The sequence below is a fragment of the Mixta calida genome (assembly GCF_002953215.1).
GTDB lineage: Bacteria > Pseudomonadota > Gammaproteobacteria > Enterobacterales > Enterobacteriaceae > Mixta > Mixta calida.
This window is the reverse complement of the sequence record NZ_CP026378.1, coordinates 584,040-596,084: the sequence shown is the minus strand read 5'-3', so window position 1 is coordinate 596,084 and position 12,045 is coordinate 584,040. Positions and strand designations below refer to the sequence as shown.

At 55.0% G+C, this 12,045-nt stretch carries 10 protein-coding genes and 2 tRNA genes; all 12 read right to left on the bottom strand.

Features of this window, described 5'->3' with window-relative positions; all coding sequences use genetic code 11:
• Positions 1-170 precede the first annotated feature (170 nt).
• The 12 genes from rpsO to ftsH all read right to left on the bottom strand — a co-directional run bounded on the left by rpsO (position 171) and on the right by ftsH (position 12,007).
• Positions 171-440: a 30S ribosomal protein S15 gene (gene rpsO / locus C2E16_RS02820; protein WP_038628742.1), complete on the bottom strand. Its 270-nt coding sequence runs from the start codon at positions 438-440 to the stop codon at positions 171-173.
• Between the two features lie 106 nt (positions 441-546).
• On the bottom strand, positions 547-1,491 hold the full coding sequence (gene truB / locus C2E16_RS02815) for a tRNA pseudouridine(55) synthase TruB (RefSeq protein WP_084969942.1): 945 nt from the start codon (positions 1,489-1,491) through the stop codon (positions 547-549).
• A complete protein-coding gene (gene rbfA, locus C2E16_RS02810; RefSeq protein ID WP_038628745.1) occupies positions 1,491-1,895 on the bottom strand; it encodes a 30S ribosome-binding factor RbfA in 405 nt (134 codons plus the stop codon). Before rbfA ends, truB begins: the two co-directional genes overlap by 1 nt.
• A 98-nt stretch (positions 1,896-1,993) precedes the next feature.
• The gene (infB, locus tag C2E16_RS02805; RefSeq protein ID WP_038628747.1) at positions 1,994-4,684 is read right to left on the bottom strand and encodes a translation initiation factor IF-2; all 2,691 of its coding nucleotides are present in this window, start codon (positions 4,682-4,684) and stop codon (positions 1,994-1,996) included.
• Between the two features lie 17 nt (positions 4,685-4,701).
• Positions 4,702-6,189: a transcription termination factor NusA gene (gene nusA / locus C2E16_RS02800; protein WP_084969943.1), complete on the bottom strand. Its 1,488-nt coding sequence runs from the start codon at positions 6,187-6,189 to the stop codon at positions 4,702-4,704.
• A gap of 24 nt (positions 6,190-6,213) precedes the next feature.
• On the bottom strand, positions 6,214-6,666 hold the full coding sequence (gene rimP, locus C2E16_RS02795; RefSeq protein WP_038630160.1) for a ribosome maturation factor RimP: 453 nt from the start codon (positions 6,664-6,666) through the stop codon (positions 6,214-6,216).
• Positions 6,667-6,876: 210 nt separating this feature from the next.
• Positions 6,877-6,953, bottom strand: a tRNA-Met gene (locus C2E16_RS02790).
• Positions 6,954-7,012: 59 nt separating this feature from the next.
• Positions 7,013-7,099: transfer RNA gene (locus C2E16_RS02785), tRNA-Leu, on the bottom strand.
• A 54-nt stretch (positions 7,100-7,153) separates the two neighbouring features.
• Complete coding sequence (gene secG, locus C2E16_RS02780; protein WP_038628751.1) at positions 7,154-7,486, bottom strand: preprotein translocase subunit SecG; 333 nt, start codon at positions 7,484-7,486, stop codon at positions 7,154-7,156.
• A gap of 330 nt (positions 7,487-7,816) precedes the next feature.
• Complete coding sequence (gene glmM, locus C2E16_RS02775) at positions 7,817-9,151, bottom strand: phosphoglucosamine mutase (protein WP_038628753.1); 1,335 nt, start codon at positions 9,149-9,151, stop codon at positions 7,817-7,819.
• 4 nt (positions 9,152-9,155) lie between these two features.
• Positions 9,156-9,989 carry a dihydropteroate synthase gene (folP, locus tag C2E16_RS02770; protein WP_038628755.1) on the bottom strand — a complete coding sequence of 278 codons (834 nt, stop codon included), beginning with the start codon at positions 9,987-9,989 and terminating at the stop codon, positions 9,156-9,158.
• Between the two features lie 83 nt (positions 9,990-10,072).
• Positions 10,073-12,007, bottom strand: coding sequence for an ATP-dependent zinc metalloprotease FtsH (gene ftsH, locus C2E16_RS02765; RefSeq protein WP_038628757.1), 1,935 nt, complete (start codon positions 12,005-12,007; stop codon positions 10,073-10,075).
• Positions 12,008-12,045: the final 38 nt, after the last annotated feature.

Here is a 12,045-nt window from a genome sequence, read left to right as displayed (position 1 = left end):
ATTAGCCGCGCGAACCTCTGCAAGTGAAGATCACATACTGCAACAATACAATAGTTTGCTATGGATTGCTGCGGCTTGCTTGAAAAAAGGGGCCCGGAGGCCCCCTTTTTTACGAAACTTGCACCATGCTGTCCTTCTCGCGCGAGCGCCATAAAACAGCACGTTGAGACTTAGCGACGCAGGCCCAGGCTTTCGATCAGGCTGGTATAACGCGCAACGTCTTTACGCTTCAGGTAATCCAGCAGCTTACGACGCTGGGAAACCATGCGCAGCAGACCGCGACGGCTGTGGTGGTCTTTTTTGTGCTCAGAGAAGTGACCCTGCAGGTGGTTAATCTGAGCAGTCAGCAGAGCAACCTGAACTTCGGTTGAGCCGCTGTCGTTAGCGCCACGACCGTATTTAGCAACGATCTCTGCTTTAGCTTCGGTACTTAGAGACATAATGAACTCCAGTTAAATGATGAATGTCAGGGTGCCAATCTCTAATTCAGCGACCCCATGTAAAGCCGCATTATTCTACTCTCAGGCTGAGATGAGTGCAAATGACTCAGGCAGAATATTCTACTACCAAACGGCGGGGCGCCACGCGGCCATCTTCGGCGATTTGCGCCATGCCGATAAACTTACGCGCTTCCCCTTCGGTTACGCGCACCAGACCGTCGCGCGGCGCGTTGGCGGCCTGCACCGGCTGCCCCTGTCTGAAGTAGCCTGCGGCCGTTTCGCTCAGGTTCACTTCCGGATAATCCGACGCCGGGCTGTCCATCGGCATGAGCAACGCGTCCAGCTGCGCCTGCGCTTCTGGAGTCAAATCGCCCGGCTCGCCCTGCAACGCGTAAAGCTGATCGAGCGTGACCATTTTTCCGATGGGATAGCGCGCGACCTGTAGGCGACGTAGCATAATGACATGCGCGCCGCATCCGAGCTTCTCGCCCAGATCGTCGATAATGGTGCGGATATAGGTGCCTTTAGAGCAGTGAATTTCCAGCTCCAGCTCGTTATCCTGCCAGCGAATAAACTGCAGCTCGTAAACGGTGATGGCGCGTGCTTCGCGCGGCACGTCGATGCCCTGACGCGCATATTCATACAGCGGGCGGCCCTGATATTTCAGCGCCGAATACATCGACGGCACCTGCTGCGTTTCGCCGCGAAAGCTTTCCAGCGCGGCGTCAAGCTGCGCCTGATTGAAAGCGATGGGCCGCTCGCTGATAATCTGCCCGTCCGCGTCCGAGGTGTCGGTACGCTCGCCCAGGCGGGCAATCACGCGATAACGCTTATCGGCGTCCAGCAGATACTGGGAAAACTTTGTCGCTTCTCCCAGACAGACAGGCAGCATGCCGGTCGCCAGGGGATCCAGCGCGCCGGTGTGGCCCGCTCTGTTCGCACGGAAGATACGCTTCACTTTTTGCAAAGCGTCATTGGAGGACAGTCCCTGCGGCTTATCCAGCAGCAGCACGCCATGAATATCGCGGCCGCGACGACGAGGACGGCTCATTACTCCTCCTTGTCGTCTTCTTCCGCCGGTCCGCGGCGCTCAGCGTCGTTTTTCACTACGTTAGTCACCAGGTTGGACATGCGCATCCCTTCAACCAGCGAGTTATCGTAAAAGAAGGTCAGTTCAGGCACGATGCGCAGACGCATCGCTTTGCCGAGCAGCGAACGAATGTAACCTGATGCATCCTGTAGCGCTTTTACGCCTGCTTTAATGGAATTGGCATCTTCGTCATTCAGAAAGGTAACAAACACTTTGGCATAAGCCAGATCGCGTGAAACTTCCACGCCAGAGACGGTCACCATCATGCCTACGCGCGGATCTTTAATTTCCCGCTGAATGATCATCGCGAGCTCTTTTTGCAGTTCTTGTGCGACGCGCTGCGGGCGACCAAATTCTTTCGCCATAATTATTTCTCCTGATAATGGCTGAGCCCCGACCAGACAGGGCGGGGCTCAGTTAGGGGAAGCGCCGAGCTTCCCAAATGCCACTTGCGATGCGATCGTTATTCGATGGTACGCTGGATTTCGATCACTTCGAAGACTTCGATCATATCGCCGGTGCGAACGTCGTTGTAGTTCTTAACGCCGATACCACACTCCATGCCGTTACGCACTTCGTTGACGTCATCTTTAAAGCGACGCAGGGATTCCAGCTCGCCTTCATAGATAACCACGTTGTCACGCAGTACACGGATTGGGTTATGACGTTTAACCACGCCTTCGGTAACCATACAACCAGCAATCGCGCCAAACTTCGGTGATTTGAACACATCGCGCACTTCGGCCAGGCCGATGATCTGCTGTTTGTATTCCGGCGCCAGCATACCGCTCATCGCCGCCTTCACTTCATCGATCAGATTATAGATGACCGAGTAGTAGCGCAGGTCCAGGCTTTCCGCTTCGATAACACGGCGCGCAGAAGCGTCGGCACGGACGTTGAAGCCCAGGATGATAGCGTTGGAAGCCGCGGCCAGCGTTGCGTCGGTTTCGGTGATACCACCCACGCCTGAACCCACGATCTTCACTTTCACTTCATCAGTAGACAGCTTCAGCAGGGAGTCGGAAATCGCTTCGACAGAACCTTGTACGTCGGCTTTCAGAACGATGTTCAGTTCGGACACGTCGCCTTCGTTCATATTGGCGAACATGTTTTCCAGCTTCGATTTCTGCTGACGCGCCAGTTTGACTTCGCGGAACTTGCCCTGACGATACAGCGCAACTTCACGCGCTTTCTTCTCGTCACGAACTACGGTCGCTTCATCACCTGCCGCCGGTACGCCGGAAAGGCCCAGAATCTCAACCGGAATGGAAGGTCCCGCTTCGGTGACTTCATGACCCATCTCGTCACGCATCGCGCGCACACGGCCATATTCAAAGCCGCACAGTACGATGTCGCCTTTATGCAGAGTGCCTTCACGCACCAGAACGGTAGCCACCGGACCACGACCTTTATCCAGGAAGGATTCGATAACCACGCCGCTCGCCATGCCGGCGCGAACTGCTGAAAGCTCAAGTACTTCAGACTGCAGCAGAATCGCGTTCAGCAGATCGTCAACGCCAGTACCTGCTTTCGCAGAAACGTTAACGAACATGTTCTCGCCGCCCCACTCTTCTGGAATGATGCCGTACTGAGTCAGTTCGTTTTTCACGCGATCCGGATCGGCGTCAGGCTTATCGATCTTGTTAACGGCAACCACAACCGGCACGCCAGCCGCTTTCGCATGCTGAACGGCTTCAACGGTCTGCGGCATCACGCCGTCGTCCGCCGCAACAACTAGCACCACGATATCCGTCGCCTGCGCGCCGCGCGCACGCATCGCGGTAAACGCGGCGTGGCCCGGGGTGTCGAGGAAGGTGATCATGCCGTTATCGGTTTCAACGTGGTAAGCACCGATATGCTGGGTAATGCCGCCCGCTTCGCCAGAGGCGATTTTAGTAGAGCGAATATAGTCCAGCAGCGAGGTTTTACCATGGTCAACGTGTCCCATGATAGTAACTACAGGCGCACGGGATTCAGCAGCAGCGCCGGTATCACGATCGCTCATTACCGCTTCTTCCAGCTCGTTCTCGCGGCGCAGGATCACTTTATGTCCCATCTCTTCCGCGACCAGCTGGGCAGTTTCCTGATCGATGACCTGGTTGATGGTAGCCATGGCGCCCATTTTCATCATTGCTTTGATGACCTGTGAGCCTTTAACCGCCATTTTGTTAGCCAGTTCCGCAACGGTGATGGTTTCGCCAATGATGACGTCACGGTTAACGGCCTGAGCCGGACGGTTAAAGCCCTGCTGCAGCGCGCTGCCTTTACGATGCTTGCCGCCTTTACCGCCACGAATGGCCGCACGGGCTTCTTCGCGATCGGTTTTCGCTTCCGAATGCTTATTGCCTTTGCTACGTGCACGCGGTGCTTTTGCCGTGCGAGTACGACTACGGCCGCCTTCAACTTCACGGTCGTTTTCATCTTCAGCCTGACGGGCATGTTGAGACGTGGTGACGTGGTAGTCAGCGTCATCGCTCTCGGTTGGTTTTACTTCCCAGTCGCCTGCTTTCTGCTCGGCCAGTTTGCGTGCTTCTTCAGCAACACGGCGCGCATCTTCTTCCAGCTTACGGCGGGCTTCTTCTTCCACTTTACGCTTCAGCTCTGCGGCTTCGGCTTCACGGCGGGCTTTATCAGACTGGCCGGCCCGGGTCATATCGTCGGTTTGTTGGTTGCTCACTTTCTCATTTTCCGCTGCTTCGCGCTTAGCCTTTTCCGCGGCCTCGCGTTTGGCTTGCTCTTCGGCTTCACGCTTCGCTTTTTCCGCTGCTTCGCGCCTGGCTTTCTCTTCCGCCTCACGACGAGCCTGTTCTTCCGCTTCACGCTGCGCCTGCGCTTCTGCCTCAGCTTTAGCTTTTTCAGCCTCAGCATCCTCTTTTACATAGGTGCGCTTTTTGCGGACTTCGATTTGCACCGACTTACTTTTACCCCCGGTGCCAGGAATATTCAAGGTACTGCGCGTTTTACGCTGCAGCGTTAATTTGCCTGACGGGCTGCCATTATCGCGATTCAGGTGCGTCAGTAAGGTTTCTTTTTCTTGCTGGGTCACAGAGTCATTTTCAGACTTACGGATCCCTGCATCAGCGAACTGCTGTACCAGGCGTTCCACTGAAGTCTGTATCTCTGCGGCCAGCGATTTTACGGTTACATCTGTCATGCTGTTCCTTCCTGTTATTACGCGTCATCGCCGAACCAGCAGATATTACGCGCCGCCATAATCAAAGCGCCGGCCTTCTCGTCATCAAGGCCTTCGATATCTGTCAGATCGTCGACACCCTGCTCAGCCAGATCTTCCAGCGTGCAAACACCTCTTGCCGCCAGTTTATTGGCCAGAGCGCGATCCACACCTTCAAGGTTCAGCAGATCGTCCGCAGGTTCGCGGTTGCCAAGGCTCTCAGCCTTCTCCAGCGCCAGGGTGGTCAACGCATTTTTCGCACGTTCGCGCAGTGCTTCTACGGTCTCTTCGTCCAGGCCTTCAATTTCCAGCAACTCGTTCATCGGCACATACGCCAACTCTTCCAGGGAGGAGAAGCCTTCTTCGACCAGCACGGTGGCGAACTCTTGATCGATGTCCAGGTGTTTGGTGAAGACATCGATAGCGGCGTGCGCTTCCGCCTGATGTTTCGCCTGCAGATCATCGACCGTCATCACGTTCAGCTCCCAACCGCTCAGTTGTGAAGCCAGACGTACGTTTTGGCCGTTACGGCCAATCGCCTGAGCCAGATTTCCAGCTTCTACGGCGATATCCATGGTGTGATTATCTTCATCCACCACAATTGAGGCGACATCGGCAGGCGCCATGGCGTTAATCACAAACTGCGCCGGGTTGTCGTCCCACAGTACGATATCGATGCGTTCGCCGCCCAGCTCGCTGGAAACAGCCTGAACGCGCGCGCCGCGCATGCCGACACAGGCGCCAACAGGATCGATACGCTTATCGTTAGTTTTCACTGCAATTTTAGCGCGTGAACCCGGATCGCGGGCCGCTGCTTTGATCTCAATGACTTCTTCACCAATTTCCGGCACTTCAATACGGAACAGTTCGATCAGCATTTCCGGCTTGGAACGGGTGACGAACAGCTGAGCGCCGCGCGCTTCCGGGCGTACAGCATACAGCACGCCGCGGATACGGTCGCCTGGACGGAAGTTTTCACGCGGCAACATATCTTCACGCAGGATCACCGCTTCAGCATTGTTGCCGAGGTCGAGCGTAATATTGTCGCGGTTAACCTTTTTCACCACGCCGGTGATGATTTCGCCTTCCTGCTCGCGGAACTGATCGACAACCATCGCGCGCTCGGCTTCACGTACTTTCTGTACGATAACCTGTTTAGCGGTCTGCGTAGTGATACGATCGAATTTTACTGATTCAATCTGATCTTCAACGAAATCGCCGAGATTGACGGTCTCATCTTCGTAACGGGCAGCTTCCAGCGTGATTTCGCGCGTCGGCTGCGTTACTTCTTCAACGATCTGCCAGCGGCGGAAAGTATCGAAATCGCCGCTTTTGCGATCGATGCTGACGCGCACGTCGATTTCCTGCTCATATTTTTTCTTGGTTGCAGTGGCCAGTGCGCTCTCCAGCGCCTCGAAGATTTTTTCGCGCGGCAGGGCTTTCTCATTAGAAACGGCTTCTACAACAGCTAAGATTTCTTTATTCATCCTGGTTAGCCTCAATCCGGACTTTTAAAAGTGGGGGACCAGGTTCGCTTTCTGAATATTACTCAGCGCGAACACTTCGTCTTTACCCTCGACGGTCACCGTAATCATTTCGCCTTCGACAGCTTTAATGATGCCCTGCCATTTGCGGCGGTTCTGGACGGCCATACGCAGGACCAGGCTCACTTCCTCACCTGCGAATCGTGCATAATGCTCAGCGGTAAACAGTGGGCGATCAAGACCCGGCGAGGAAACTTCAAGGTTGTAAGCGACCGTGATGGGATCTTCCACATCCATTACCGCGCTTACCTGGTGGCTGACATCAGCACAATCGTCAACATTGATGCCATCTTCACTATCAATATAGATGCGCAACGTTGATGTGCGACCACGAATGAACTCGATACCGACCAGTTCGTAGCCAAGCGCTTCTACCGGTGCTGAAATCATCTCTGTTAATTTCTGCTCTAATGTGGACAAGCCCACCCCCAAGACATAAAAAAAGGGCATATAGCCCAGTGTTGCGATTCCTGATAACAAAAAACCCCGAAAATTCGGGGCTTAATGCGACTGGACCCTGTATGCCGCAGCTGCGGCTCGGCACACCATCCAAAGAATTTTTTTCAAAATTAGCTGAAGATGCGTCCGAAGATGCATACAGTATATTTGAAAAATAACTCTAAGGGAAAGTGGTTGCGGGGGCCGGATTTGAACCGACGACCTTCGGGTTATGAGCCCGACGAGCTACCAGGCTGCTCCACCCCGCGTCCGAAAACGTGGCGAATATTACGCCGAACATGCACAAAATGCAAGTAAAACTGAGATTTGGTACCGAGGACGGGACTTGAACCCGTAAGCCCAATCGGGCACTACCACCTCAAGGTAGCGTGTCTACCAATTCCACCACCTCGGCACTTTAAGACTGCGACCCTATCCTGAGTCACGTCGAAAGCTTGAAACTTACTGCTTACTGCGGGATATCACTGCCCGGCGCTGCCGGTTTAGCTGGAGCAGTCTGTTGAGACTGTGCCGGCTGAGTCAGATTTTCCCACTCGCTGCCTTTGGCTGTCTTGTTGCTGTTCAGGTTACCCAGAATCAGGCTGATAATGAAGAACAGGGTCGCCAGCACTGCGGTCATACGGGTCATGAAGTTACCAGAACCAGCAGATCCAAACAGCGTCGCGGAAGCGCCTGCACCAAAAGAGGCTCCCATATCAGCGCCTTTACCCTGTTGCAGCATGATCAGACCCACAAGGCCAATTGCCACTAACAGAAAAACGACTAACAGAGCTTCGTACATAATCAACCTGTTTCCTTGCGCGGTCACCGCACATCAAAAGCTTCAAACCAATAACGGGGAATGATTGTCATCTCCCATCAGAAGCGGGTGTGAATACTAACCAAAGGTGTCGGCATCTGCAAGCGCATTTTTAAACACGCGCGTCGATTGCAGAAAAAAGCGGCAAAGCGCTGTTTTTTTACGCCGAAACAACTGGTTCCGTTAGTGAGTGACCGCTATTGCGCCACCCGTTATCTTTACAGTTTTCAGACAGCTTAACGCGCGCGCCGCCATAAAATGCAGCCGTGCGGCGCACGTCGATAAAACGCTTCAGGCCGTCTTCAATGAAAATTATACCGCTTTTACCGCATCGGCAATACGGTGCGCCAGCGCGGTAACCTGCGCCTCATCCTCGCCTTCCACCATGACGCGGATCAGCGGCTCGGTGCCCGACTTGCGCAGCAGCACGCGTCCGCGTCCCGCCAGCGTTTTTTCCACCTCGGCGGTCACCGCTTTTACTTCGGCGTTTTCCAGCGGATCGGTAGCCCCGCTGAAGCGGACGTTTACCAGAATCTGCGGCAGCAGCTTCATGCCGCTGCAAAGATCGTGCAGCGTCATATGGTTACGCGCCATAGCGGTAAGTACTTGCAAACCAGCCACAATGCCGTCGCCGGTGGTAGTTTTATCTAGCAGGATAACGTGACCGGAGTTTTCTGCCCCCAGACGCCAACCCTTTTCCTGCAATTTTTCCAGTACGTAACGGTCGCCGACTTTCGCGCGCGCGAATGGAATGCCGAGCTGTTTTAACGCCAGTTCGAGACCCATATTGCTCATCAGCGTGCCCACGACGCCGCCGCGCAGTTGCCCCTGACGCAGACCTTCGCGTGCGATGATATAGAGAATCTGATCGCCGTCGACCTTGTTGCCGAGATGGTCGACCATCATCACGCGATCGCCGTCGCCGTCGAAAGCGAGGCCGACGTCAGCCTTCTCTTCCAGCACGCGTTGCTGTAAGGCGCGCACGTCGGTAGCGCCGCACTCTTTGTTGATATTCATGCCGTCCGGCTGCACGCCGATAGTGATGACTTTCGCGCCCAGCTCGCGCATAACGTTCGGCGCGATGTGATAAGTAGCGCCATTCGCGCAGTCGACAACGATCTTCAGGCCGTTAAGGTTCAGCTCGCTGGGAAAGGTGCCTTTACAGAATTCAATATAGCGGCCTGCGGCATCGACGATACGGCTGGCGCGGCCCAGTTCCGCCGATTCCACGCAGGTCAGCGGCTTTTCCATTTCCTGTTCAATCGCCTCTTCCACGTCATCCGGCAGCTTGGTCCCTTCAGAGGAGAAGAATTTAATGCCGTTATCTTCAAACGGGTTATGCGATGCAGAAATAACGATGCCTGCCTCTGCGCGAAAAGTGCGCGTCAGATAGGCAACAGCTGGCGTAGGCATCGGGCCGGTAAAGGAGGCGGAAAGCCCGGCGGCGGCCAGACCCGCTTCCAGCGCCGATTCCAGCATATAGCCGGAAATGCGGGTATCTTTGCCGATAATGATTTTTTTAGAGCCGTGGCGCGCCAGCACCTTACCTGCCGCCCAGCCAAGCTTAAGTACAAAATCAGGCGTGATAGGCATTTCGCCTACTTTGCCACGAATGCCGTCGGTGCCAAAATATTTACGGTTACTCATGCGTTTATTCCTTCGCTGAACGTGTCGCTTCGACGACGCGCATCGCCTCTACGGTCTCTTTAACGTCGTGTACGCGGATAATCTGCGCACCCTGCATAGCTGCAATCACTGCACAAGCCAGGCTGCCGGTCAGACGTTGAGAAGGCCCTACATTCAGCAGTTGTCCAATCATCGATTTGCGCGACATACCAACCAGCAGCGGCAGACCAAAATGGTGAAAGTCGGCCAGATGCGCCAGTAATTGATAGTTGTGGCTGAGATTCTTACCGAATCCGAAGCCTGGGTCGAGTAGCAGCTGCGATTTTTTAATCCCGGCAGCTTCACAGCGGGCGATTTGCCGGGCGAAAAACTCATCGATCTCCTGCAGCAAATTGTCATAGTGCGGTGCCGTCTGCATGCTGGCCGGTTCGCCCTGCATATGCATCAGACAAACCGGCAAGCCAGTTTCCGCCGCCGCCTCCAATGCGCCGGGAAGCTGAAGCGAGCGGATATCGTTAATGATGTGAGCGCCTACTCGCGCTGATTCCCTTATGACTTCAGGTTTTGACGTATCGACGGAAATCCACACTTCGAAGCGTTGCGCGATTGCCTCCACGACGGGAATAACGCGCTCCAGTTCCTGCTCAGTACTGACTTCCTCTGCGCCGGGCCGGGTAGATTCACCGCCGATATCGATAATGGTCGCACCGGCGTTAATCATCTCATTAGCATGGGTCAGCGCCGCAACCAGCGTATTGTGCTGGCCGCCGTCGGAAAAAGAGTCAGGTGTGACGTTAAGAATGCCCATGACATGGGGATGTGACAAATCCAGGTGGGAATCCCGAGCGTACAGCTTCATCTTTAACTTTCCTTTCTGCGTTTGGTCATATTCTGGATGTAAAAAACCCCGGACCAGCCGGGGTTTTCAGATGTCTTTTACAGTTATTTATTAAACTGCTCAGACATGGTATTGCCTGGATTCGGCGTGCGCGGCTCATCAACCGGACGCGGCGCCTTCGGCGAACCGTTGTTATCCGAGCTGCCGGAACCGGTGCCTGGATCTTCCCAGCCTGCCGGCGGACGCACTTCACGGCGCGCCATAAGGTCGTCGATTTGCGGCGCGTCGATGGTTTCATACTTCATCAGCGCGTCTTTCATCGCGTGCAGGATATCCATATTTTCGTTCAGGATACGACGAGCGCGCTGATAGTTGGTATCAATCAGCTGCTTCACTTCCTGATCGATCAGGCGCGCGGTTTCGTCAGACATATGCTTGGCTTTCGCTACTGAGCGGCCGAGGAACACTTCACCCTCTTCTTCCGCATAGAGCAACGGACCCAGTTTTTCCGAGAAGCCCCACTGCGTCACCATGTTACGCGCCAGATTGGTGGCAACTTTAATGTCGTTGGAGGCGCCGGTGGAAACATGCTCCGGTCCGTAGATGATCTCTTCCGCCAGACGACCGCCGTACAGCGTAGAAATCTGGCTTTCCAGCTTCTGACGGCTGGCGCTGATCGCATCGCCTTCCGGCAGGAAGAAGGTCACGCCCAACGCGCGGCCGCGCGGGATAATCGTTACTTTGTGCACCGGATCGTGTTCCGGCACCAGGCGACCGATAATGGCATGGCCCGCTTCGTGGTAGGCGGTAGACTCTTTCTGCGCTTCCGTCATTACCATGGAGCGACGTTCCGCACCCATCATAATTTTATCTTTCGCTTTCTCGAATTCTACCATCGATACAACGCGCTTGTTGCCACGTGCGGCAAACAGCGCCGCTTCGTTGACCAGGTTAGCCAGGTCGGCGCCGGAGAAGCCAGGGGTGCCGCGCGCGATAATTGCCGCGTCAATGTCGGTAGCCAGCGGCACGCGACGCATATGGACTTTCAGAATTTGCTCACGGCCGCGCACGTCCGGCAGACCAACAACGACCTGACGGTCGAAACGGCCTGGACGCAGCAGCGCCGGGTCAAGCACGTCGGGACGGTTGGTCGCGGCGATAACGATGATGCCTTCATTGCCTTCAAAACCATCCATCTCGACCAGCATCTGGTTCAGGGTCTGCTCACGCTCATCGTGACCGCCGCCCAAGCCAGCGCCGCGTTGACGGCCAACGGCGTCGATCTCATCGATGAAGATGATGCAGGGAGCAGCTTTTTTCGCCTGCTCGAACATATCGCGTACGCGTGACGCACCCACGCCGACGAACATTTCCACGAAGTCGGAGCCGGAAATGGTGAAAAACGGCACTTTCGCTTCGCCGGCGATCGCTTTCGCCAGCAGCGTCTTACCCGTACCCGGCGGGCCCACCATCAGAACGCCTTTCGGAATTTTACCGCCCAGTTTCTGGAAGCGGCTCGGCTCGCGCAGGTATTCCACCAGCTCGCCGACTTCCTCTTTCGCTTCGTCACAGCCTGCGACGTCGGCGAAAGTGGTTTTAATCTGATCTTCCGTCAGCATGCGGGCTTTGCTTTTGCCAAAGGACATCGCGCCTTTGCCGCCGCCGCCCTGCATTTGACGCATAAAGAAGATCCAGACGCCAATCAGCAGCAGCATCGGGAACCAGGAGATGAAGATAGAAGCCAGCAGGCTCGGCTCTTCCGGCGGTTCACCGACAACTTTTACATTTTTAGTCAACAGGTTATCGAGCAACTTGGGATCGTTGACGGGAATGTAGGTCGTGTATCGATTACTGTCTTTTTTGGTAACGTTGATTTCACGCCCGTTAATACGTGCCTCGCGGACCTGATCCTGGTTCACTTCCGACAGGAAGGTTGAATAATCAACCCTACGGCCATTCGACTCGCTGGGCCCAAAGCTCTGGAAGACAGACATCAGCACGACCGCGATGACTAACCAGAGAATCAGGTTTTTCGCCATGTCACTCAAGGGATTAACCTCATATTACAACTGTGTTA